Raw genomic sequence first — 22,325 nt, 5'->3', positions numbered from 1 at the left:
GACCTCCTTTTTTATTTTGATGAAACATTAGCCACACATTCTTTGAATTCAATAAGTTTTTTCTCCATCTGAGGAACCGGGAGCGAAATCGTGAATTTAGTTCCCTCGCCCAAAGCAGAAGAAACTGAAATGTCGCCGGAAAATTCCTTGATGATTTTATAGCTCATTGCCATTCCCAGGCCTGTTCCATTTGATTTTGTGGTAAAATATGGCTCGAACACGCGGCCAGAAGTCTCTTCGTCCATTCCGGTACCGTCATCTGCAAAAGTAAGGATGTAGCGGTCGTTCTCAATCCGGCTTTTTATGCTGATTCGGCCTTTTATGCGGCTCTCGTCATCATCGAATTTTTTGGAAATTGCTGAGATTGCGTTCTGGGAAAGATTTACGATTACCTCACGGAAAAGCTTGGCGTCAAGCAAAAGGCGGACATCACAGCCGCAAAGCTCGGACTCAAGTTTTATGTGCTTTTCGTTGAATTCCGGCATAAAGAACGAAATAAAGTCCTCGAGGATTTTGTTAGGGTTCACAAGCTCCAGTTTGGCGGAAATCGGACGCACGGCCATCAAGAAATCCACGACGATTTTGTTGAGCCGCTCAATTTCCTGAGTGATAACATCAAGATAGTCCTCGGCATATTTCGGAGGCGGCAACATTCCGTCACCTTCGCGCTTTTTTTTGAGTGCTTTCTGCATGAGCTGAATATGAATCGAAATCGCGCCAAGAGGATTTTTGATTTCGTGTGCGACGCTCGCCGCCACATTCGTAAGCCCGGCCAGAGTTTCCATACGATGAAGAAGCACTTCCTGATTACGCTTTTCGGTCACATCGTCGATACGGATAATAGAGCCGATAAGATTTTTGTTCTGGTTCTGATTCTGGACAAGCGGGGTCACATACAAATCAAGGAAACGCACCGAACCGCCAGAAGTTGCGACAGTGAATTCGTTTGAGATGTTGGTTTTGTCGGCTTCAAAGGCATTCTGTAAAAAATGGGAAATTTCCTCGTCGTCAATGAGATTCCAGACAGGAGACTTTTCTTTGACTTCTTCCGGATTGCTTTTAAATGGAAGATACCTCTCCGCAGCCTTGTTGATTTTCATCAGGCAGAAGTTTTCATCAACGATAATAAGTCCGCTCGGTAAGCTCTGGAAAATCGAATTAAAAATCTCCGTCTGAGAATAACAGTCCTCAACGAGCTGCTGAATCTGCAACGGTGTGAGCTTATCAAGTTTTTGCGAAACGCGTCGGGAAAATTCTTTCATTTTTACTTCCTGTTTGAGCAGGAATTATATCACAAATTCATCGTCAAAGCAAAACGAAGACTGCCCTGCAATTACTTTTCCGGCCTGCACACCGTATTTTTTGAAAGCAGAAAGGGCTTGTGTACCATGGTATTGTCAAAATCTGTACTTTTTACACATTTAAATGTTGTCAAAAACTGCTTCTATATATTATAATTTTTGAGAAAGGGAAATTGCAATGTTTTGGCGAAAAGCGTTTAATGCACTCGTATCTATATGGCTGTTGGTGATATGCCCCAGGCTGTGGAAGCATACATAAACGGAAAGAACTTCGACCAGATAGACATGGTAAAACGGAGCATATTAAAGCTTTACGAAGAAGATTTTTATAAAATCGATAAGTCTGGCCGTCTTTCAAAAATGTACAATTCAATTCCGACCCAATTAAGCTTTAATAAAAAACGCTATGTAATTTCAAATGCCACAGGAAAGAGGACTACAGAAAAGGACAGGGAAATTTTTTCAGAGCTTCTTGACTCAAAAACCGTTCTGATTAGTTACAACACCACAGATCCAAGCGTTTCGCTTTCTGCTACAGCAGACGAAGAATCTTACAAATTGTATTTGTCAGACACAGGGCTTTTTACGACTCTTCTTTTTAATTCTGCGGATAAGCTTCATACCAAGATTTACGCAAAGCTTTTAAGCGATAAGCTTGACGCAAACCTAGGCTATCTGTATGAAAATGCCGCCGCTCAAATGATAACCGCAAGCGGTAACGGACTTTTTTATCATACTTGGAAAAAAGCTGATAACACTCATGATTATGAAATTGATTTTCTGCTTGCCTCAAATGCAAAACTTGTTCCTATGGAAATAAAATCTTCTGCCGTAAATACGCATAAGTCCATAACGGAATTTGCCACTAAATTTTCGAGAAAAGTGTACAAACAGTTTTTGTTTTCGCAAAAAGATGTAGACAACAAAGAACAGCTTTTATATAAACCGATTTATATGCTCCCCTTTGTCCTGGAAGAATTGTAACGAAAGTAAAAGTTCAAAAAAAGTGCGAAAAAATGAAAAAAACTTATGCTATAAGCGTGACTTCAACTCTGACTCAGAAATTACGCAAGCCCTCTTCTCAGCCCTGCCAAGTCCCGCGACAGTTTTTCAATCACGGCGGCAGGAGAAATATTGAATACGGTGACAGAATTGTAGCACTCGCGGCAGAATTCGGTAATTTTTGCGCAGATTTCGGCTCTTTGCGGAGTAAGCTCGCTTCCTTTGGCTTCTTCCATGATTCCAACGAGGAAGATTTTTAAAAGGAATCGTGGCTCAAAACCGGCACATTCCTTAATCACTGAGTCCGAAAGTGGAATCTGACCGCTCATAAGATGATTGAAATAAGAAGAAGCGGCTTTTTTGATTTCGGCAGGCTTAACCGGCAAATAAAGCTCCAGATAATCGTTAATCAAAAGATTTTCTTCGCCACCTCGCGCATGGAAAACACGCTGGACGACTTCCTTCTGCTGAACGGCATTTCGCTCCGTAAAACTGTAAGTTCGTACGCGGGAAAGAATAGTCGGCATCACGGCTCCGCGGTTGGATGTTGTGAGGATAAAAACCATGTCCTCTGGCGGTTCCTCAAGGATTTTCAAAAGTGCATTTCGGACGCTCTCAAGCATTCGGTCGGCATTTTCGATGATAAAAATCTTTTTGCCGGAGACAGACTTCATGTGCGCCCAAAGCGAAGCCCGGCGAATCTGATTTATTGGAAGAGAATCGTACATAAAGCCGGACTCAAGTTTCTCGCAGTTTTTTACGATTGAGTCGCAGATTTTTTCAAGTTTGTCACTGTCAGGAAGAGGCTTTTCGGGATTGAGTTTTTCCATTTCCTCGTCAATTGCACCGACAACAGGACTTAGTTTTGAAAGCTTGTCGTCACCTTCCCAAAGAACCTGTGAAAAACGCATGGTCAGTTTACGCACCGAGCGGATAAAAAGGTAACGCACGGCCACAAGATAGCTTGAATTGTCGAATGCCGCCTGCAGGAAAGCTTTTTTTGCAGCAAGAATTTCAAGTGAACAGTCACGAGGACCTGCCAGAAGCACATTTGTATTAGAAAGCTCCTTGTTTTTTTTGCAAGACGGACAGTTACAAAGCCAGTGACCGCGCTGATTGTACTCATTTTCGCCAGAGCAAGAAAGGATCCGGGCAATCTCAAGCGCACAGGTGAGTTTTCCGCTCGCAACAGGGCCACTCAAAAGAATCGCACCGGGAAGCCGGTTATTCAAAATGTCATCTTTTAAAAGAGAAGAAGCGTTCTGATACAAAAGGTTGTCGAACATTAGGCAAGCATCCCCCGGATATATGAGATTGGAGTCTGTAAATAAGGAAGCAGAATCTTTGCGAAGGTACTGCCTGAAAGGATGGAGTCAAAATCAAACCAAATCTGGGCTTTCATCACGATGAGGATACAAGAGACAATCAAAGCCCCCTCAACAGCACCAAAAGCAAGACCAAGCACGCGGTCAAGGCTCTTCATGATTTCGCCTGAGAAAATCGCGCCCACAATAATCTGAACGATTTTTACGGCAAGGAAAGCCGTGATGAAAATCAGTATGAACGCAAGAACGACATCTACGGCCGGAATCTTAATGATTTTTGAGATATGAGGTGCAAGCAAGCCGCAGAAATAAAATCCCGCGACCACACCGACAATAACGGCGAGTTTTCCAAAAAGTTCCTTGATAAGTCCGTGAATCATCGCGGTAAAGGCAAAAGCGGCGATTATAATCAAAAAAACAATATCGATGAAAGTGAATGTCATTTTTATTCTCCAAAAGCCTTTTCGTAGACGATTTCGGCAATTTTCTGGGCAGGTCTTTTTCCTTCTGAAAGGGATTTTGACTGCACTGCCGCATTTTCCCGGAATTCAGGATCCAACATTCTCTCAAGAGCAGACTTCAGATAAGATTCCTCGGCATACTCACCCAAAAGAACGATCGCAGCACCTTTTTCCTCAAAGAAATGAGCGTTATCAACCTGATCGCCACGAGTTCCGCTTCCGCACAAAGGAATAAGAACCATAGGCTTTCCAAGCACGGAACATTCCCAGATTGAATTCGCGCCCGCACGGCTCAAAACAATGTCCGCGCAAGAAATGACATCGCACATCTCCTTGTAAATGAACGGATGCAAAAAGTAGCCGTCGTGATTTTTCGGCATTGAATCGGCATCTTTTGCACCGCACTGATGAACGACATTGAAACGCTCGCAAAGCCAGTCGAGGTTCTGAACGACAAGCTCGTTAATCTGATGCGCGCCCAAACTTCCGCCCAAAACAAGAAGGATTGGCTTTTCGGGATTGTAGTCGCTCCGCTCGCTGAAAAGGAAGTTTTTGCCCTCTTCCGGATTTGTATTGTAGAAAACAGGCCGCACAGGATTTCCGGTGACAACGGCTTTTTCGCGTTTGTCAGAAGGAAGATAAGCTTTTGTCTCATCATAAGACACCAATATTTTTGTTGCGAATTTTGAGTTGAGGCGAGTTGCAAGGCCAGGCGTAAAGTCGCACTCATGAGTAAAGACCGGAATCCGCAAGAATTTTGCTGCGACACAAGGCGGAACGCTTACAAAGCCACCCTTCGAGAACAAAACGGCCGGCTTCAGTTTGAGCAAAGTGAAAAATGACTTGACGAGACCGGCGAAAATCTTGAACAAATCGCTGAAATTCTTAAAAGAAAAATATCGGCGCAACTTTCCGCTTGGAATTCCGATGAATTCATCCACAGAGCCAGAGTTTTCGACAAGATTTTTGTCCATTCCGCCTGAATTCCCGAGCCAGACGATTTTAATTTCCTGATTATTTTTTGATGCGATTGCTCGAACCTCATCGGCAACGGCAAGACCTGGGTAAATGTGGCCGCCAGTTCCGCCGCCTGCAAAAACGATTGTATTTCTTATTTTTTTCATGAAAGTTTCTCCAAAATCTTTTTACCAACCTTCCAGTTGTCGCCTGCCCCCATCGTTACGAAGACATATCCGTCAGGGAAAGCTTCACCGCTCGGCTCGGAAAGGAATTTCAGTCCAAGCTCCGCAGCCTCATCAAATTCTTTTGAGTATGAGACATCCTTGTGATATTTTTTTGCGCGCTCTGCCAAAATTTCGCCAGTGACGCTTGCAGCACTTGCATCTTCACGCGCGCTACCATAAATCTTGTTGATGATAACTTTGTCCGCAGAATCAAAACTTGAAGCAAATTCTTCGAGCAAAGCCGCCGTCCGGGTATAAGTGTGGCTCATGAAATCCACGATAATCTTGTGTCCTTTATAAAATTCACGAAAACCGGCAAGAGTCGTTTTGATTGCAGTCGGATGATGGCCATAATCATCGATGAAAATAACATCCTGCCCCAAAGCTGTTTTTGCCCGCCCGACAATTTCACTTCGTCTCTTTCCGCCGGCAAATTCTTTGAGACCGCGCTTAATATCTTCTATGTAATCATGCGGATTTTTTCCATCAGTCTTTAAAAGCTCGCTTGTCAGGGCAATTGCGGCCGCCGCGTTACGAACATTGTGGTCTCCTGGAACGCAAATCGCACACTCGCCCAAAGAAGCAATCTTAAAATAATGAACGCCATTCTCAACCCGCCCGAAAGTAAGCTTGTAATCACCAGAAGCCGCCCCACCATAAGGAATTGCCTGAATGTCAGTTCTTCGGGATTTTGCAAGTTCCACGGCCTCGCACGCGCCTTTGTCATCGGCACAATAAATCACCTGCCCGCCCTGTGGCAGCTTACAGATATAATCGACGAAAGCCGCGCGGATGTCCTCATAAGTCGGATAATAATCCTGATGGTCACTCTCAACGCTTGTAAGGATTATTTTCTTTGGCTCAAAGGCCATGAAATGACGCTGGTACTCGCATGTTTCGGCAACAAAATAATCATATCCCTTTGTCATTGTGCAGGATTCCCCGAAACTTTTGATGATAGACCCAGCGAGAACCTGAGAAGAAAGTGGAAGTTTCTTTAAAACAGTGCCACAGAGTCCTGTGGTTGTTGTTTTTCCATGAACACCACAGACACCACAGGAATAAGATGTTGCACTTATTGCGCCAAGAGCCTCAGAATAAAGCATCATCGGAAGACCGCGTTTTTTTGCTTCGATTAAATCAGGATTTTTTTCGACAGAGTATGCGCTTGAATAAATCACGAACTGAACGCTTTCAGTAATATTTTTTTCAGAGAAAGGAAGAGCCTTGATTCCAAGTTTTTCAAGGACTTCATCAGTGTAAAAACGCTCCGAGACATCACTTCCTGTGATTACAGCCCCGCGCGCATGAAGAATTTCGACAAGGGCAACCATTCCCGTTCCCTTGATTCCAACAAAATGAAAATGAACGCCCTTAAAATCTTTGGGCAAAGAAAATTCGAGAGACATAAGGCAAGTATAGCAGAAATGAAAAAAATTGTGAAATGAAAAAACAGTGCTTTTCAAAGCCGATTTTTTTCATAACTTCACCGTTAAATTTTTTTTTCCAGATTCCGATAATTAAGTATCAGACAAAAAGCGTACAACGCTGAGAAATGGAGTAAAATATGGTAAGAAGTCTTTGGACAGCAGCGACAGGCATGAACGGTCAGCAGCAGAATCTTGACACGATTTCAAACAACCTCTCGAATGTCAACACAACAGGATTCAAACAGCAGCGTGTTGAGTTCGAAGATCTTATCTATCAGAATGTGAAACTGGCAGGAACACCAGCAACTGAAGATACTGTAACCCCAGTAGGAATCCAGCAGGGTGCAGGTACAAAAGTTGCGGCAACACAGCGCATTTTCACACAGGGCTCACTCCAGAACACAGGCGTTGATACGGATGTCGCAGTCGTCGGTGACGGATTCTTCCGCGTTATGCAGTATGACGGAAGCTATGCCTACACACGAGACGGCTCATTCAAAATCGACATGAACGGACAGCTCGTAAATTCAAACGGTCTTCGCGTTCAGCCGGAAGTTATCATGCCGGAAGGATTTGACATCCACACGCTCACAATCGACGACACAGGCCGCGTTTCGGTAAAGATTTTCGGACAGGACGATCCGGTTGATGTCGCTCAGCTTGAGCTTTACCGCTTCCCTAACAACGCAGGCCTTGAGGCAGTCGGTGACAACCTCTACAAAGTAACAAATGCTTCTGGCGAGGCAATTGCAGGACGGCCTGGCTTTGAGGGCTTCGGTGTTACAAAGCACAAGTTTGTCGAGATGTCGAACGTTTCTGTAGTAAACGAAATGGTTCAGATGATTGTCGCTCAGCGAGCTTACGAGTTCAACTCAAAGGCCATCCAGACCACAGACTCAATGCTCTCGACGGCAGTCAACTTGAAACGATAGTTAAAAGTTAGCAAGTAGCAGTTAGGAGTTAGGAGTTTTTGAAGGGGAAAGCCTTCCCCTCGCTCCAACCGCTACGCGTTTTCCGCTACCCCTTCTACGTGGGCCTTGCCCCCGTAACGCCCCCAAAGTTTTCTTACAGGAGAAGAATATTTATGACAATCGGTGGTATTTCAGCAATTACTAAAGGCGAAGGTGCTTCTCTTAGCGCAAAAATTTCTTCTGAAAAGGGGAAATTTGAGGCTCTCGTGAATGAGGCAAAATCTCTCGCTAAGACTGAATCTGGCGTTGTCGGTAAAAATCTTTCTTCTTCACAAGTCTCTTATGACGGCCGCATTAACGGCGACTGGACTTCGGGATTTTCTGGAAGCTTTATGGCAGAAAGCGACAAAACTGCACTTCCGCAGGGAGCGGCTGCAAATCAGGCAAATCCACATGTAAAGCCTTCAACAATCGACCGCACTTCAAAACTCTACGGAAAATCCCTTGAAATGGAATCATACATCGTTAAAATGATGCTTTCTTCAATGAGAAAGACCGTAATGAAGGCAGATTCACAGTCAAACTACGCAAAAAACATGTACGAGGATATGCTCTACGACGAATACGCAACAATGATGACGAAAAATGCGGGATTCGGTTTGGCAGACCAGATGTACTTGCAATTAAGTCAGGGTATAGAAGCTTAGACATCCATGTCTTGACAAGTTTTTCTAAGCAAAAACTTGCGGCTCAACCTGCAAAAATAAAAACAAGCTCTCGGTGAGAACCGGCCACAAAAGTCGCAGTGAACAAGTTCAAACGACTTTTTGTCCGAACCTCACCTACGCTTGTTTTTGCATTTTCTGGCTAAGTGGTCAACTTATTCTTCTTACTTTTCTTTTTGGGTACAATAATAGAATAATTTATCGTCTTTTCGATTTCTTTGCCGGCTTCTAGCTCTACATTCCAGCACAGGGATGCTACGAAGGCGTTTCCGGAGATTGTTGGAGAATCGCTTGCGGAAGACGGGCGGCGGAAAATAATCGGCATACATACTAAATCACAAATCTCATTCGGCTCGTAAACGAAAGAAATGTCATTCGATGTGTCGGTAATCTGCATGTAAGAAATTTTTTTGCATGAGCGAGGGCTTTCTTTTGCATCAATCTCGCTCTTCTCCTCGTTCATAATGACCTCAACTTTGTAAGAATTGGCCTTGACCGAAGAAAAATCAGTCTGCGCATAATTTGATTCGGTGACGAACACGGCTTTCAAATCAAAAGGACTGTCATTTTTCAGAATGTACTGAATCGCGAATCCGCTTGAATTGGCAATATACTTTTTGATGAGCACAACCCCGGCCTGAATCGGAGAGAACATCCCGGAACCAGAAAGCTTGATTTCGTGGCGATGGGCATCAAAATCCAGTTCCTTGAAAACTGTCTGTGAGAAAATTCCGTTGCCAGTCGGCATACCTTTTTTGTATTCGGCGAATTCATCGACAGAAAAAAGATGGTCAACGAACAATCCGCGATGATATTTGTCCTCAACTTTGTCGAACTGCTTGATTCTTCTGGGTGAGTCAGCATAATTTCCGGTGTTGTGAATTATATCCAGCTCCGTAATCTGCGCGCCCTTTAGCGAAACGCAGGCATTATACTGCTTCATCGCACAAATGTATTCTCCGAATCCGTCACCATTGTAATCGTAATTTGCGACAGATTCCTTGAAGCCACCCTTCACTGCCTCACGGACAAGTTTTTCAGCTTCAGTAAGATTTCGGTAAGCGTGCTGCCTCATTGCATTATTAGCAAAAACGCCGTCAGGGTCACAAACATAGCCTTCGCCGTTCTGGGCAATCCAGAGCTTTTCACGCGCAATCTTTTTACGAGCTTTATCCCCCTTGCACTGGTTTATCAAAAGCGAGATATAAAGCATTCGGTTGTAAAGCGCCCGGTTCTGCCTGTATGTAAGAAGGAAGTCAAAAATTGTCGGCTGCGAAGAATTTGAGACACTGATTTCCTCATAAGCCTTTTTCGCCCATTTTGCAACATCTGACTGGATTCCAGCAGGAATGTAAGAAGGAATTCGCGTCTGCTCCCGGTGAAGGTACTCAATCGGAATCGTGACTTTGATTGTGTCGGAAAAGTATTCCTCAACGACGGCAAAAAGTTTTTCGAGCCATTTTGTTTCACATAGTTTTTTAAACTGATTCTCGTCGATTTTAATTGCAACCACCCGTTCATCAGTAAAGGAACTATAGGCATCGTCCTTTGTAAGGTAATTGATTGTATCAAAAAGATTACGAAGGTATTCCCGAGGTGCAATCAGTATGTTCGGTATGAACTCACGGTTTACGGAAATGACACTGAGACTACGCCCCTGCTCATTGACCATAAGCGGAAGATAGAACTGCTTTTCTTTTGGAATCAGAGAGCTGTCAAGAAGCACATACTCCATGCCGCACGACTGGATGCACGAAACAAGATTATTGTCCCAGATTGAATTGAACACAGCCATTCCGCGAGGCCGCTTTCCAATGCAACGACGAAGCTCGCTCGTCATCAAATCAATCTGCCCCGTTCTGTCCTGAGGAAAAAGCAACGGGAAAACAGGATTATAATATCCGCCGCCTAAAATTTCTGTCTGCTTGCGGCTTGTAAGTTTTGAGAGAACCTGTGTGAATTCTGGATGCTCACGGTCAATCCAGGAAAGAAGCGGGCCTGAAAAAGCAAAGGAAAGGTGGCTTTTCGGCTTTTCGGCAAGAAACGAAACGAACCACTTGTAAATTTCCTGATATTTATTCTCAAATTCTTCATTTTGAGACAAGAGTGATGAGGATCCCGTAACATAAAAGCAAACATTTAAAACTTTCATAAGGTTAATAAAAAAATATTATCCTCGCACCCGATTCCACAGTCTATAACAAGCTTTCCAAAATTTAAAGCCTTTTGAAGCAGATTCCTCAATTTTTTTTGCGCGTGGAACCAAAGAAATGATATTTTCTGGACAAAAATCAATGCACTTGCCGCATCCGTTGCACATTTCGGTGACGACAGCACATCCGTCATGGATTTTTATTGCTTTCTGAGGACAAATCTTCACGCAGTCACCAAAGCCGATGCAAACCTTCGGATTTTTGTATTCTGAGCTGTAAATTTCATGGAAAAGGCGGCAGTTTTTTTCACCTTTATAGAACAGCCTTTTATCATCAGATGAAACCTGGAGTTTTTGCACAAAGGCAATTCTTGAAAAATCTGAATTCAGTTCAACGGAATCCGTATCAGTATAAAACTGAAGCTCACTTGAAAGAGAATCGCTGATTCCGTCATATTTTATTTTCAGAGCCGGCAAAAAGAAACAGAATAAATAAAAAATCAGCAGAGTGATAATCAAAAGCATCAGAAAAAGGAACAGGAAAGAGCCAATCATTTTGCGCCCCCATCAAGGTAAATGTTAAACCATGAGACATTAACGCCATAAATCGCAATCATTATTACGGCAATACAAATCAAAAGAACGCAGTAAGAGCTAAGGCCACCCTCGGCAGTGTAAAAGCTAACCCGCTGGCGGACACAAAGGAATACAATCAGCATGGAATAGAAAGAAATTATACACAGGCACGAAATAGCCACGGCATAACCAAGGGTCATTCCCTCATTCAATCCAAGGAAAACGGCCAGAAGAGGAATTGAAAAATCAACCGGAGACTTGCGGACACCGATTCCAATAAAGATTTCAGTGAGTGTCGTAAACAAAATGAATACCAGAGTCGCGATAAAAGGGAAAATCTCTGTCAACTGAACCGGAACAAGAAGCCAGTTTACAAGAATATAGCTAACTGCAGTTGTGGAGCTTGCAGAAAAAAGAGATTTAAGACAAGTAAGAACAGATGAAGATAAAGAATCTGAATGAGAAATAGATTTATGAACCCCAATTCCATAAAAGAGAACGGCAGAAGCAAGCAGAAGATAATAAATTACAATGGAAATCATTTTCCTTCCTCCGCAGAATCAATATCAGGAGCATTTTCCAGAATACGAAGTTTTTTTGAGACAAAAATATAAAAACTGATAAGGGCTGAAACCAAAACAAGACAGCCTGGAATTGTCGCAAGGAAAACACTTGCGCCACCGATGTCAGAGTTCTCAAACAAATGAACAACAATAAGCCTTTTCCAGCCGGGAAAAGTGATGGTTCCATATCCTAACATATCACGGATGAGAAAAATCAAGAGCATAAAAGCACTCAATGCTAAAGTCTTTTTTGCGTTATCTATAAGATGACCTTTAAGTCCATGCTCATAGTCAAGGAAGAAGAATGCAATTATAACGAAAGCCAATGTCGGCAGATAAATGCAGAATCCGAGGGTAAGTGCCGCAACAGGACAAAAAATTATAAGAATCTGCTTGAACAAAATTCCGAGCGAGATAATCGTAAGAGAAAGCACTGTATTCTGCAAGCTTGCCAGATTAGTGCGGTGAATCGCATGGAAAATCATGGTAATGGCCGCCATCTGAAGATTAAAAAGAACTGCCATGATAATCGCATAGGCGAACCTTCCCGGAACAGGAATCAAAAAAGCAAGATTTGCTGCAATATAAAGATATATTTTTTTCTTCTCAGTCATTTATATTTCCTCACTCAGCACCCGTATTCGCAACAATTTTTGGAACCATATTTTCCCAATACTTTAAAATACCGCTTGAGATTCGCTTTCCGACAGTTGCGGAAGCCTTTCCGTTATCGACAGCATAGCCCGCAAAAAACACTCCGTTGTTCTCACTGTAAATGAAAACGGCCGGCAAAGGACCAAGCATCGAAGGAATACGCACTATGACACCGTAATATTTTTCATTCTTGCGGTCATCTTTTTTTATCAGCTCGTAGACAGCGGAACTCGTAGACAATGTTGAATTGACAGGAAGATTCGTTCCGACCGTATACTGTCCGTAAGGATAAGAATCAAGGACATTCTGAATCTCAACAGCAAGCCCCGCGCGCCAGGAATTTCTTGCGGAAAGTGAAAAAATTATGAGGACGACAATCATGCCGAAGACCATGCCGAAAAAGACAAGGAAATTTTTTATTATCTTTTTAGATTTTGTGTCAAGATTCACGAACTTACGCATCAACTCCCTCCTTAACAGCCTTTACCTGATTCATAAGAACCGTTCCCATATATTCCTTGAGGAAATGATTCTCAACGCCCTGAATGAAAAGGGAGAATACATTGACAATCAGAATGACAAAAGCAAAACCGACCGGCGAAAGTCCGATTCCCATGATAAAGAAAGCAAGGACACCGGCAAACAAACCGTAAAACCATTTTCCGCGATTTGAGAAAGGCGTTGTTCCATGCCACTGCAGCAGGAAGAATGTTGAGAAAAGAGTGCCGCTTGAAAAAAGAGCAAGGATTACATCGCCCTGAAACATCAATCCATTATAGAAGAAAGGTGCCGCAAGCTTTACGAGAATGCCGTAAGTAAAAATAAATACAGCCGGAATTATAGGATTTAGTACATCGGCAGCCAAAAGAACGATTGAGGAAATGAGAGTCAGAAGATTGAAGCGGAATGCAGGAATGCTTGAATGAGAATCCCAAAGAAGCGAGAAATAGCCTTCCGGGATTGAAAATCCGAACAAACTGAAAAGCTTTCTGTTAAGGAAATTCGTAACGGTGACATCGAAGGAATTCTGCGGGAAAGTTCCGTCCTGAATCAGCGAAAGCGCGATATTCTTTGACTGCAACGCGACTTCAGAAAGAGAAGTTTCCGGGAAGAATTTCATGCCGATAATCCAGCAGACCGTAACGGTAAGCGCAGCCGGATTTATCCAGGAATTCGCAAAGCCGCCTAAGGTATGCTTGTTCAAAAAAAGGACGACGAAACTTACGAAAAAAACGGTTGCCGGAGGAAAGCCGGCAGGAATAAGCAATGCAATCATCAAAGCCCTGATTGTGCTTGAAATCATCACGAAACTGCTTTTGTAGTTCTTTTCAGAATTAAGGAGATCAGCCGCATAAGACGCAAAGAGACTCGCCAAAACAATCCGCAGGGAATCCACAGACTTTGTAATGAAAAGCATGAGAACCTGCATGAGAAGCAAAGTCAGCATGATGTATGACTCGGTGCGGACAGAAGGCCTGAGATATTTGAACGGGCTCAAAAAAACTGATTTATACAAGATTTCTTTATTTTTCATTATGAGACCCCTTTAATAAAGAGATTGTCTGGCTCAAAGGAAGCCTTGAAGGACATACTGAATTGCAAAGTCCACATTCGGTGCAAAGAATCACGGATTTATATGCGTCTTTGTCGCTCTTGCAGGCAGTTTCAATATCCTGAATATGGAAAATTCGATAAAGATTGCCTGGCCAGAGGTTGACAGGACAGATTTTGCGGCAATTTCCGCAGCGCACGCAATTTTCGGAATTCTGGATTTTTACGCTGTGCAAAGGAATGAATTCAACGGATTTAACTCCGCGGTTAATAGGAATGTCCAGGCTTGAGACCGCCCTTCCCGAAACGATTCCATTTATGACGATTTTTGAAAGCTTGCGCTTGAATCCGCCACACTGCTCAACGATATCACGCAATGTAGTTCCGATTCGGACATTGAGCATGGCGGCAGTATTGAGGCAGTCACCTGTAACATGGACAAAATCACTCACCACAGGCCGGCCGAGCACGATTGCATTGTATACGGACATAGCCGTTGCACTGTCAATGAACAAATCTTTTTTGCCGACTTTTGAAAAGAATTCGCCTTTGTAAGTTTTTTTTATGGCAGCCGTAATGTCATGCATGGTTCCGGCCGGGTATTTTTTAGTGTCTGTCGCAACTGTGAAAACCTCAAGCCCGTCTCCGAAGAACGATGCTCCCCTTTCCTTTATTATTGAATCAATTTCCGGCTTAAGGATATTTTTTTCTGATGCGGAATAGGCAATCATGAGATTTTTTGCGCCGAAAGTCTTGGCAAGAATAGCAGCTCCCTCAAGGACAACAGGAAGGAAATGCTTCGAGACGAAAGATTCAGTCACATAGCTTGGATCGGAATCGAAGAGCCTCAGAACTACGATACTGCTCCCGGCATCACGGACTTTTTTTATCTGCGTGAACACAGGAAGTTCCCTGTCAAAAGTATTTACGACACCGGCTTCTTTTAAAAGAAAGTGAATCGTGGAAGCATCGTAATTCTTCCAGTCCTGCTTTGCGGATGGTTTTCCAAGATAAGAGAAAGAGCCGTTCAGTTCAATGACCGCGCACAAGCCCTGCTTTCCGTTGCTGTACTGCCTCTGCTCGATTTTTCTAATGATTCCTGGAACAGAAGAATGAATGTAAAGTCCTTTTGATTTTGCGATTATGTCACCTTCTCTTACACGCATTCCCTCGGAGACAACGACCTCAGAAACAGAATCATCATCCTCGCAAAGAGGTATGACCGCAACTTTCGGAAGGAATGCGTTTATCGAGGAAACGATAATATCTTTATCAACAGAAATAAAATTAGATGCTGAGACCATAGCGTTTTCTTCCCACAATATAATTGATTCCAAGCGAAGCCGTTACCGTGATAAAAACCACAAGCAGAATCAAGGCAAATCGCTCCGCAGCAGAGACAGAAGCTTTTTTGGTATAGGCGAAACTTGCGTTTTTCCCTTGCCTAAGCATAAGCTTTTCTACGGCAGGATAGTCAAGTTTCTCAACCAGCTTATAAACTGAATCACGGAAATCAGAATTGAACACAAAGGCCTGGGTTTCGACTTCCTTTATGACACCATCTGACTCCTGATAATCCTTAATTGAAACGACCTCGCCTTCTTCTGGAAGCGGATGCTGCTCTTCTCCGATTTTTCGGTACGGGAAAGTGACGGTATTCCAGCTCCAGTTTATGAAATCGGACAACTGAACAAGCTCCCCGCCCCTTGCAACAGGAGCCGGAAGAGACGGCATTGCAGCAGAAGAAGAAATAGAGCCGACATTTCCAGAGACTTTGAAACAAAGCAATGTCGCAAAAAGAGATGCAAGAAGCAGCCCAAGCAAACGGATTCCGAGATGCCCCATGACCGGCATCATTCTTGCGCTGCGGATAAAAAGCGGCTTGAAGGAATATTGATTTTCACGATGCTGCTGAACCAAAAAATACATCCATACAAGGCTTACCGAACCCGAAAGCGCAATCACATAGAAAACAGAATGAAGCGGCGAAGAAAAAAGAAGCACGAGAACAGGAGAAAGCGCGAAAAGAAGCACATAAGGGCTGTTCAGCGTTTTTTTGAGAAAGTACATTCTTGACCAAAGAGAATGGAAAAGGAAAAAGGCGAAATAAAAAAGCATTGCCGCCGCACACACCGTAAAAAGCGGACGGGTAAAAGAAAGCAGAATAAAGAAGGAGCATCCGAGCAAGTAAAGCACCCTGTTTTTTGAGAAGAAAAGGAAAAGGACAAAAACAAGCGCGCTGATTATAGGGGCAATCCACGGAAAAGAAGCCTTTCCGTCAGTACCAGCATTCGTTCCCTGAAAAGCCGAAAGCTCCCGAACAGCACGGTCAAGCATCGCAGACTTGGTATCAGGAACATAGAAAACCATAGCCCTGTGATTTTTGTCCATGAAGAACTCAGAACGTCTGTAAATGTATGAATCAGCATCCTGCACCTGAACTGGCGACAGTTGCGACAGAACGGGAATTTTCTGGTTCGAGCTTGATATAACCGAATCACAGCCGTTTTTTTCGAGGACCGCAAGAATATCGTTCTCAGAAAGCTCCTCACTGTAAACATAAAGGATTCTGTAATCTTTCCAGAACTGGCTCACAGGAAGCGAGCGGAAATGGCACAGCAAGAAAAAATCGAGAAAACTGATTATGAAAGGAAAAATATACTTTGAATTAAATCTCATTTTTAAATAACCAGGTTACAGGACACAGAAGGCAATTCCTATGAAGAAACCAAGCAGGCTTCCGACGAATGCCTCCATCGGTGAATGTCCGTTGACTTCCTTTAGTTTTTTGAAATCATCGTAAAGCCCCTTTTCTTTGAGGACCGCACCAATCTCATTCAAGCGGCGTGCCTGCATACCGTTGGCCCGGCGAACACCCACCGCATCACGAATCGTGACAAGGAAAAACACATAGGCAAGGACAAATACATCGGAATCAACGCCGCAGCGATAACCGATTGTGGTACAGAGACATGCTGTGATAGCGGAATGGCTGGACGGCATACTGCCTGTACGCCAGAAAAGCAACTCGAAAAGTTCTTTTATACTGTGGACATTCCCGGAAAAAAGCTTAATAACTGTTTTGATGAATTGCGCGCACAACCAGCTGAACACACACGCCAAAACGATAGGGCTGCCCAATAGGATTTGTAGTTGCAATCCTGCATTCGATAACATAACCTTATTTTAACAGTCTGAGATATTTTAGTCTATAATAATGAAGGAAATCACTTGCCATCATGCGACATTTTATCAGAAAGAAAGCGCACATCCTCCTCGCGGATTGAGGAAATCTTTGCGCAGGCACAAAGGCGGTTACAGTCATAGTTCTCAAAAACCTCGTCCACGACACATGTAAAATAAACCTTGCGTTCCTTTACAGGTCCAGAAATCGGGAACCTAAAAAGAACCGCATACTCATAATCAGCGGCAAAAGGCATGTCTATTTTTCTGGCACCGAACAAGATTCTTGCAGAATCAATATATACGACCTTCGGAGAATGAATCCTGCCCTCAATGGACTCAGCTTCGGAAATTTCTTTTTCTGAAAGATACCGTTTCGCAATCTCCTTGTAATCAGAATGAACAAAAAGCGGAAATCTCTCATCAAAATCGCAAACTATGTCAGTCTGACGCTTCTCATTTTTTTTTGATGAAGCCTCGTAATAGACAGTAACGGAAAATCCTGACTTTTCCTGATTTTTTTTATCCTCGACCTTAAAGATACTGGCAGGAATCACCAGAGCAAGAGTAACAGGCTCCTCAGGCTTTGATTTTTTTGCAGGCACGGCCTGAACTTTCGTGATAAAATAAAGGGCAAGCTTATTGAAATAGAACTGAACCCGAACAACTCTGCCCAAAAAGAGAGAATCGGACTCTGGCGCATTTTTCAAAAGTATTATTCCCTGCTCCAAAACCTGAATTTGCTCGGCCTTAAGAGCCAAAGGAAATACGGGCTGAACAGGCTCCTGGCCTAGAGAGACGGAAGAGTCTTCTTTTTCAAGGGAAATCGTGAGGGGCGCATTTCCGTCAACCAGATAATCGAGAACCAGCTGCCGCTCAACACCTGTAAGCTCATTTTTTGCCATCAAGAATCTCCCAGTCGGCAATCTGAACCTGATCGACCTTCCAGCTACCGGATTTTTCTACACAAAAGACACAAAGCGTAAGCGTGGCCTTTTTTGAGAAGAATTTTACAGGAACTTCGTAATAAAGACCGTCAAGGAATGGCTGTCCAAACACGAAAGAATCAAACAAGGGCGGCTCTTCAACATCTTTTTCGGATTTTTCAAAATCAGATTTTTTCTCGGAATCAGTTTTTGCTTTTTTATCTAGCTCAAAGCAATCCGAGAAAATTTTATTGAAATCATTATAAAACAAGGCAAGGGAATAGACACATTCCTGCACCATAAATGAATCGGCATCTTTATTTTTGGAAATTGAATCAGAAAATAATGTGAGCATTTCCCTCAATGCAGGAGAAATAAGACTTGTGTCCAGAGAGCCGAAGCCACCAAGAACCGGGTAAAGCCTTTCAGAATCAGAAGTTTTGCCTGCAAGCACCACAAGCGGAGAAAGAGTGATTCTGGATGAAATTCCATTGGCCGAAGAAACATTTGCCGTAAGACGGTCAGGCTCGACTTCCTCAGTCCAGACGGTAGATTTATAAAGGCTTTCCGCAGTGTAACGGAGCGTAGGAGTATCGGAGTCAACGGAATTCTCCTGTGCGGAATTTGAGCATGAAAAAAGAAGAGAAAATACGCAAAGGGCGACAAATCCCCCAAAAACAGAGAGAATTTTATTATTCATAAACGTTTCTATATAGTATAGCATAAGACAAATTAAAGGTATATAATATGAATAAATTTTTTGATTATTAAAAAGAGGTACATTCATGGCTCTAACTCTTGCCGAAAAAATCTTGCAGGAACACATCGTTCCAGAAGCTTGCCCTAACATTCAGTTCAAAAAGGGCACTCCAATTCCTCGCGGAGAGGACATCGCAATCCATATTGACCAGACTTTGACACAAGATGCAACTGGTACAATGGCCTACCTTCAGTTTGAGACAATCGGAATTCCACGGGTCAAGACAGAGCTTTCAGTTTCATACATCGACCACAACACTTTGCAGACTGACTTCAAGAACATGGACGACCACCGTTATCTTCAGTCAGTGGCAGCAAAATACGGCCTTTATTTCTCACGCCCGGGCAATGGTATCTGCCATCAGGTTCACCTGGAGTCCTTCGGAAAGCCGGGAAAAACCTTGCTCGGTTCTGACAGCCACACACCAACAGGTGGCGGAATCGGCATGATTGCAATCGGTGCTGGTGGTTTGGATGTCGCAGTCGCAATGGGTGGCGGCGCATTCCACACTCCGATGCCAAAAATCTTCGGCGTTAAGCTCACAGGCAAGCTCAAAAAAGGCGTCGGCGCAAAGGACATCATCCTTGAAGTTCTCCGCCGAGAGACAGTAAAGGGCGGTACAGGCGCAATCTACGAATATTTCGGCGAGGGCGTTGAAAAGCTCACAGTTCCACAGAGGGCAACAATCACGAACATGGGCGCAGAACTGGGCGCAACCTGCTCAATCTTCCCATCAGACGCATCTACAAAACGCTTCCTCGAATCAATGGGCCGCGGAAGTGACTGGAGCGAGCAGAAGGCAGACGAAGGGGCTGTATATGACAAGCTCATCGAAATCAATTTGGACGAACTTCACGCACTGGCTGCCTGCCCGCACAACCCTGACGTAATCGACACGGTAAAAAATCTTGCTGGCAAAAAAGTAACTCAGGTCGTAATCGGTTCTTGTACGAACTCTTCTTTGGATGACTTGGAATCTGTTGCCGCAATCGTAAAAGGAAAGCATATAGCCCCTGGAGTTGAGGCTGGTATCGCACCAGGAAGCCGCACTACTCTCCTTATGGCATCTAAAGCCGGCATCCTCGAAGACCTTATCGAAACCGGATTCCGAATCCTCGAATCAGCTTGTGGTCCTTGTATCGGACAGGGATTTGCTCCAAACAGCGAGGGCGTAACCTTGCGAACATTCAACCGAAACTTCAAGGGCCGCTCAGGCACTGCCGACGCAAATGTATATCTCGTTTCACCTGAAACAGCCGCAGCCGCAGCAGTAACAGGAGTTTTCACAGAGGCAGAGACATTGAGCTACGAAGACCCTGCATACAAAACAGGCGTCCGAATCTCAATGCTCGACGGAAACGATCCGCGCTTGTCTAGCCCGATGGTTCTCAACTGCGCGACAAACCGTGCTATGGTTATCCCGCCGTTGCCTGAGTCAGAAGCAAGCAAAGTCGAAATTCTTCGCGGACCGAACATCAAGCCGTGCCCAGCATGTCGTGAATACAAATCAAATCTTTCGCTCCCAGTACGTCTCAAGGCAAGCGACAACGTATCAACCGACGACATCATGCCGGCCGGAGCAAAAGTTCTTCCACTGCGTTCAAACATCCCTGAGATTTCAAAATTCACCCTCACCCGCCTAGACGAAACATTCTACACACGCTCAGAAGAAGCAAACTTCGCTGACTGCTGTGTAGTCGGTGGCGAAAACTATGGACAGGGTTCTAGCCGTGAGCACGCAGCCCTTGGACCTATGTACCTCGGAGTACGAGCCGTAATCACAAAGAGTTTTGCTCGAATTCATAAAGCAAACTTAATAAATTACGGAATTATTCCAATGACATTTGCAAATTCTGAAGATTATGTTAAAATTAAAGAAGGGGATACACTTGAACTCGTTGATCTTGATAATTCCCTCAAGAACCACAAGCCGTTCAAAGTTCTCATCAACGGAACGACAGAGATTGAATGCGTGAACGATATTGCTGCTCGTTCTGCTCAAATCATTATGGCAGGTGGTTTGGCGGCTTACACCCGAAAGGGCGGAAACTAAGCCAAAATACTTAAAAAGTAAAAGGAGGAGCTTTATGAATGTACACAACATGATGGAAGATTTGGTCACGGCCGAAGTAAACGCTCTTTACGAACAGGTTAAAAAGGCAAATTCTCCGTGGCTTACCTGTGACTGCAAAAACTGTCGCCTAGACACAATCAGCTATGTTCTGAACAGGATTCCGCCGAAATATGTTGTCTCTGGCCGTGGAGTAACTCACTCAAACGAAATTTTCGCAGACCATCAGCTTATCGCAGATATTTCCGCAGTAGCAATGGAAGGCTTGCGAATCATTTCATCGACAAAACGGCCATTCCACACACTTCCGCGCGAGGAATGTGAAGTCAAAAAAGAAGAGAATCCAAGCTTCAATTTCCCGACATTCACAGGAACAATTCTTGACGGAAGCACATTCGAGCCTATTTCCGGCGCAAAAATCCTGCTCAAGCTCGATGGCAAACCGGTTGATATGGTCGATATGACATGGGCAAACCCGACTCAGACTTTCCAGAGCACAAGGGGTGCGTTCACATTCTGGCCAAAATCACTTTCAGCTCAAAAAACTGGCGAAAGCAAAAAATTTGAGTTTGAGGTCGAGATTGAGGTCGAGGGCTACGAAAAATCATTCCAGTATTTTGAAGTGCCAATCATCAGTGATTCGGAGACAAAAACCGAGCTGAACACGGCTTGCTCCGTCAAAATCCGCGACATAGTTCTTTTCAAAAGAGAGATTTTTGAAGAGGACAAAAAAGAAGAAAAAGCGGAAAAATAGCAGAATTTATCAAAAGAACGGTTCACATCTATTGACACGAGCCGTTCTTTTTGATAATCTATTATCATTCTTCGGGCAGTTAGCTCAGTTGGTAGAGCCCCTGGTTTACACCCAGGTTGTCGGGAGTTCGAGTCTCTCACTGCCCACACTTTTAAGACTTAGGTTTTAGCCTGAGTCTTTTTTTATGCCTCTGTCCCTGAAAGCTCTGGCTGATTGTTTGAATCCAAAATCAATACATCTTTTCTTTAAAAGAAAAAAGCCACATCAACTAAAAAGCTAATGTGGCTTCTACCCTATCTTGCTATCTGATTGAATCTATATTTAAGCTTCCGCCCTTTACAAACGGAAGGACATTCTCGCAGCGGGCGATTCTCGTGCGGACGAAAACCGGGCCTTTTACATCAAAAGCCTTGCTTTCCCAGTCCGGGTCAGTGTCGGCATCAATAGCTTTGATTCCAAATCCTTCTGCAATTTTCAGCAAATCAGGATTAGAAGCAAAAGTGCTTGCCGAATAATGCTTATTGAAAAGATATTCCTGCTGCTGACGAACCATGCCCAAGGCTCCGTTTTCAAGAACAATTACAGTGACATTAAGATTGTTCTCTGCCATAGTGGCAAGTTCCTGAATGTTCATGAGGATTGAGCCGTCACCTGAAATACAGATGATTCGCTTGTCTGGCTCTGCAAAAGCAGCTCCAAGTGCCGTTGGAAGACCGAATCCCATCGTACCGAGAGAGCCGGAAGTAAGGAACTGACGAGGCCGCTCAACATCATAATACTGAGCCGCCCACATCTG

At 43.8% G+C, this 22,325-nt stretch carries 22 protein-coding genes and 1 tRNA gene; 6 read left to right on the top strand and 17 right to left on the bottom strand.

What is annotated here, in order from left to right; translation table 11 throughout:
- Positions 1-11: 11 nt before the first annotated feature.
- Positions 12-1,262, bottom strand: coding sequence for a two-component system sensor histidine kinase NtrB (locus tag IJJ71_RS08075; RefSeq protein ID WP_296846322.1), 1,251 nt, complete (start codon positions 1,260-1,262; stop codon positions 12-14).
- Positions 1,263-1,517: 255 nt separating this feature from the next.
- On the opposite strand from IJJ71_RS08075, the gene IJJ71_RS08070 reads away from it, so the two are divergent.
- On the top strand, positions 1,518-2,285 hold the full coding sequence (locus tag IJJ71_RS08070) for a DUF4143 domain-containing protein (RefSeq protein WP_296846321.1): 768 nt from the start codon (positions 1,518-1,520) through the stop codon (positions 2,283-2,285).
- A gap of 80 nt (positions 2,286-2,365) precedes the next feature.
- Here the strand turns inward: IJJ71_RS08070 and IJJ71_RS08065 are convergent, their stop codons facing one another.
- Genes IJJ71_RS08065 through murC form a run of 4 tightly spaced genes read right to left on the bottom strand, consistent with a single transcriptional unit; the run spans position 2,366 to position 6,682 of the window.
- Entirely contained in the window at positions 2,366-3,589 is a 1,224-nt protein-coding gene (locus tag IJJ71_RS08065) for a DNA polymerase III (protein WP_296846320.1), read from the bottom strand.
- Positions 3,589-4,071, bottom strand: a complete 483-nt coding sequence (locus tag IJJ71_RS08060; RefSeq protein WP_296846319.1) for a CvpA family protein — start codon at positions 4,069-4,071, stop codon at positions 3,589-3,591. The genes IJJ71_RS08065 and IJJ71_RS08060 overlap by 1 nt, the downstream gene beginning before the upstream one ends.
- A 2-nt stretch (positions 4,072-4,073) precedes the next feature.
- Positions 4,074-5,213: an undecaprenyldiphospho-muramoylpentapeptide beta-N-acetylglucosaminyltransferase gene (gene murG, locus IJJ71_RS08055; protein WP_296846318.1), complete on the bottom strand. Its 1,140-nt coding sequence runs from the start codon at positions 5,211-5,213 to the stop codon at positions 4,074-4,076.
- Entirely contained in the window at positions 5,210-6,682 is a 1,473-nt protein-coding gene (gene murC, locus IJJ71_RS08050) for a UDP-N-acetylmuramate--L-alanine ligase (RefSeq protein ID WP_296846317.1), read from the bottom strand. Before murC ends, murG begins: the two co-directional genes overlap by 4 nt.
- A 158-nt stretch (positions 6,683-6,840) precedes the next feature.
- Here murC and flgG point away from each other — a divergent pair, with 158 nt between their 5' ends.
- Both flgG and IJJ71_RS08040 read left to right on the top strand, forming a co-directional pair.
- Positions 6,841-7,635, top strand: a complete 795-nt coding sequence (gene flgG, locus IJJ71_RS08045) for a flagellar basal-body rod protein FlgG (protein WP_296846316.1) — start codon at positions 6,841-6,843, stop codon at positions 7,633-7,635.
- Positions 7,636-7,787: 152 nt separating this feature from the next.
- A complete protein-coding gene (locus tag IJJ71_RS08040) occupies positions 7,788-8,321 on the top strand; it encodes a rod-binding protein (RefSeq protein WP_296846315.1) in 534 nt (177 codons plus the stop codon).
- Positions 8,322-8,481: 160 nt separating this feature from the next.
- Here the strand turns inward: IJJ71_RS08040 and IJJ71_RS08035 are convergent, their stop codons facing one another.
- Genes IJJ71_RS08035 through IJJ71_RS07985 form a run of 11 tightly spaced genes read right to left on the bottom strand, consistent with a single transcriptional unit; the run spans position 8,482 to position 18,644 of the window.
- The gene (locus tag IJJ71_RS08035; RefSeq protein ID WP_296846314.1) at positions 8,482-10,491 is read right to left on the bottom strand and encodes an alpha-amylase/4-alpha-glucanotransferase domain-containing protein; all 2,010 of its coding nucleotides are present in this window, start codon (positions 10,489-10,491) and stop codon (positions 8,482-8,484) included.
- A gap of 18 nt (positions 10,492-10,509) precedes the next feature.
- A complete protein-coding gene (locus IJJ71_RS08030; RefSeq protein ID WP_296846313.1) occupies positions 10,510-11,046 on the bottom strand; it encodes a 4Fe-4S binding protein in 537 nt (178 codons plus the stop codon).
- Complete coding sequence (locus tag IJJ71_RS08025; protein ID WP_296846312.1) at positions 11,043-11,609, bottom strand: hypothetical protein; 567 nt, start codon at positions 11,607-11,609, stop codon at positions 11,043-11,045. Before IJJ71_RS08025 ends, IJJ71_RS08030 begins: the two co-directional genes overlap by 4 nt.
- Complete coding sequence (locus IJJ71_RS08020; RefSeq protein WP_296846311.1) at positions 11,606-12,244, bottom strand: hypothetical protein; 639 nt, start codon at positions 12,242-12,244, stop codon at positions 11,606-11,608. Before IJJ71_RS08020 ends, IJJ71_RS08025 begins: the two co-directional genes overlap by 4 nt.
- Before the next feature lie 10 nt (positions 12,245-12,254).
- Entirely contained in the window at positions 12,255-12,746 is a 492-nt protein-coding gene (locus IJJ71_RS08015) for a hypothetical protein (RefSeq protein ID WP_296846310.1), read from the bottom strand.
- Positions 12,739-13,818 (bottom strand): RnfABCDGE type electron transport complex subunit D, encoded by a 1,080-nt coding sequence (locus tag IJJ71_RS08010; protein ID WP_296846309.1) that lies wholly within the window; start codon positions 13,816-13,818, stop codon positions 12,739-12,741. The genes IJJ71_RS08015 and IJJ71_RS08010 overlap by 8 nt, the downstream gene beginning before the upstream one ends.
- Positions 13,808-15,139 (bottom strand): 4Fe-4S dicluster domain-containing protein, encoded by a 1,332-nt coding sequence (locus IJJ71_RS08005; RefSeq protein ID WP_296846308.1) that lies wholly within the window; start codon positions 15,137-15,139, stop codon positions 13,808-13,810. The genes IJJ71_RS08010 and IJJ71_RS08005 overlap by 11 nt, the downstream gene beginning before the upstream one ends.
- The gene (locus tag IJJ71_RS08000; protein ID WP_296846307.1) at positions 15,123-16,514 is read right to left on the bottom strand and encodes a hypothetical protein; all 1,392 of its coding nucleotides are present in this window, start codon (positions 16,512-16,514) and stop codon (positions 15,123-15,125) included. The genes IJJ71_RS08005 and IJJ71_RS08000 overlap by 17 nt, the downstream gene beginning before the upstream one ends.
- A 15-nt stretch (positions 16,515-16,529) precedes the next feature.
- A complete protein-coding gene (locus IJJ71_RS07995) occupies positions 16,530-17,012 on the bottom strand; it encodes a divergent PAP2 family protein (protein WP_296846306.1) in 483 nt (160 codons plus the stop codon).
- 50 nt (positions 17,013-17,062) lie between these two features.
- Positions 17,063-17,923 carry a hypothetical protein gene (locus IJJ71_RS07990; RefSeq protein WP_296846305.1) on the bottom strand — a complete coding sequence of 287 codons (861 nt, stop codon included), beginning with the start codon at positions 17,921-17,923 and terminating at the stop codon, positions 17,063-17,065.
- Positions 17,910-18,644, bottom strand: coding sequence for a hypothetical protein (locus IJJ71_RS07985; protein ID WP_296846304.1), 735 nt, complete (start codon positions 18,642-18,644; stop codon positions 17,910-17,912). Before IJJ71_RS07985 ends, IJJ71_RS07990 begins: the two co-directional genes overlap by 14 nt.
- Positions 18,645-18,729: 85 nt before the next feature.
- Here IJJ71_RS07985 and IJJ71_RS07980 point away from each other — a divergent pair, with 85 nt between their 5' ends.
- From IJJ71_RS07980 to IJJ71_RS07970, 3 genes are all read left to right on the top strand, one after another.
- Entirely contained in the window at positions 18,730-20,757 is a 2,028-nt protein-coding gene (locus IJJ71_RS07980) for an aconitate hydratase (RefSeq protein ID WP_296846303.1), read from the top strand.
- Between the two features lie 34 nt (positions 20,758-20,791).
- Positions 20,792-21,529 (top strand): late competence development ComFB family protein, encoded by a 738-nt coding sequence (locus IJJ71_RS07975; protein ID WP_296846302.1) that lies wholly within the window; start codon positions 20,792-20,794, stop codon positions 21,527-21,529.
- Positions 21,530-21,602: 73 nt separating this feature from the next.
- Positions 21,603-21,675, top strand: a tRNA-Val gene (locus IJJ71_RS07970).
- A gap of 155 nt (positions 21,676-21,830) precedes the next feature.
- On the opposite strand, the gene IJJ71_RS07965 is transcribed toward IJJ71_RS07970, so the two are convergent.
- Positions 21,831-22,325: thiamine pyrophosphate-dependent enzyme (locus IJJ71_RS07965; protein WP_296846301.1), on the bottom strand; the 495-nt coding region annotated here is incomplete at its 5' end.

Source organism: Treponema sp., assembly GCF_017430385.1.
Classification (GTDB): domain Bacteria; phylum Spirochaetota; class Spirochaetia; order Treponematales; family Treponemataceae; genus Treponema_D.
This window is presented reverse-complemented; position numbering and strand designations above follow the sequence as displayed.

What these genes read in the sequence shown, in the direction of transcription:
- IJJ71_RS08075 (WP_296846322.1), bottom strand. Translation starts at nt 1,262, where the DNA reads ATGAAAGAATTTTCCCGACGCGTTTCGCAAAAACTTGATAAGCTCACA.
- IJJ71_RS08070 (WP_296846321.1), top strand. Translation starts at nt 1,518, where the DNA reads ATGGCTGTTGGTGATATGCCCCAGGCTGTGGAAGCATACATAAACGGA.
- IJJ71_RS08065 (WP_296846320.1), bottom strand. Translation starts at nt 3,589, where the DNA reads ATGTTCGACAACCTTTTGTATCAGAACGCTTCTTCTCTTTTAAAAGAT.
- IJJ71_RS08060 (WP_296846319.1), bottom strand. Translation starts at nt 4,071, where the DNA reads ATGACATTCACTTTCATCGATATTGTTTTTTTGATTATAATCGCCGCT.
- murG (WP_296846318.1), bottom strand. Translation starts at nt 5,213, where the DNA reads ATGAAAAAAATAAGAAATACAATCGTTTTTGCAGGCGGCGGAACTGGC.
- murC (WP_296846317.1), bottom strand. Translation starts at nt 6,682, where the DNA reads ATGTCTCTCGAATTTTCTTTGCCCAAAGATTTTAAGGGCGTTCATTTT.
- flgG (WP_296846316.1), top strand. Translation starts at nt 6,841, where the DNA reads ATGGTAAGAAGTCTTTGGACAGCAGCGACAGGCATGAACGGTCAGCAG.
- IJJ71_RS08040 (WP_296846315.1), top strand. Translation starts at nt 7,788, where the DNA reads ATGACAATCGGTGGTATTTCAGCAATTACTAAAGGCGAAGGTGCTTCT.
- IJJ71_RS08035 (WP_296846314.1), bottom strand. Translation starts at nt 10,491, where the DNA reads ATGAAAGTTTTAAATGTTTGCTTTTATGTTACGGGATCCTCATCACTC.
- IJJ71_RS08030 (WP_296846313.1), bottom strand. Translation starts at nt 11,046, where the DNA reads ATGATTGGCTCTTTCCTGTTCCTTTTTCTGATGCTTTTGATTATCACT.
- IJJ71_RS08025 (WP_296846312.1), bottom strand. Translation starts at nt 11,609, where the DNA reads ATGATTTCCATTGTAATTTATTATCTTCTGCTTGCTTCTGCCGTTCTC.
- IJJ71_RS08020 (WP_296846311.1), bottom strand. Translation starts at nt 12,244, where the DNA reads ATGACTGAGAAGAAAAAAATATATCTTTATATTGCAGCAAATCTTGCT.
- IJJ71_RS08015 (WP_296846310.1), bottom strand. Translation starts at nt 12,746, where the DNA reads ATGCGTAAGTTCGTGAATCTTGACACAAAATCTAAAAAGATAATAAAA.
- IJJ71_RS08010 (WP_296846309.1), bottom strand. Translation starts at nt 13,818, where the DNA reads ATGAAAAATAAAGAAATCTTGTATAAATCAGTTTTTTTGAGCCCGTTC.
- IJJ71_RS08005 (WP_296846308.1), bottom strand. Translation starts at nt 15,139, where the DNA reads ATGGTCTCAGCATCTAATTTTATTTCTGTTGATAAAGATATTATCGTT.
- IJJ71_RS08000 (WP_296846307.1), bottom strand. Translation starts at nt 16,514, where the DNA reads ATGAGATTTAATTCAAAGTATATTTTTCCTTTCATAATCAGTTTTCTC.
- IJJ71_RS07995 (WP_296846306.1), bottom strand. Translation starts at nt 17,012, where the DNA reads ATGTTATCGAATGCAGGATTGCAACTACAAATCCTATTGGGCAGCCCT.
- IJJ71_RS07990 (WP_296846305.1), bottom strand. Translation starts at nt 17,923, where the DNA reads ATGGCAAAAAATGAGCTTACAGGTGTTGAGCGGCAGCTGGTTCTCGAT.
- IJJ71_RS07985 (WP_296846304.1), bottom strand. Translation starts at nt 18,644, where the DNA reads ATGAATAATAAAATTCTCTCTGTTTTTGGGGGATTTGTCGCCCTTTGC.
- IJJ71_RS07980 (WP_296846303.1), top strand. Translation starts at nt 18,730, where the DNA reads ATGGCTCTAACTCTTGCCGAAAAAATCTTGCAGGAACACATCGTTCCA.
- IJJ71_RS07975 (WP_296846302.1), top strand. Translation starts at nt 20,792, where the DNA reads ATGAATGTACACAACATGATGGAAGATTTGGTCACGGCCGAAGTAAAC.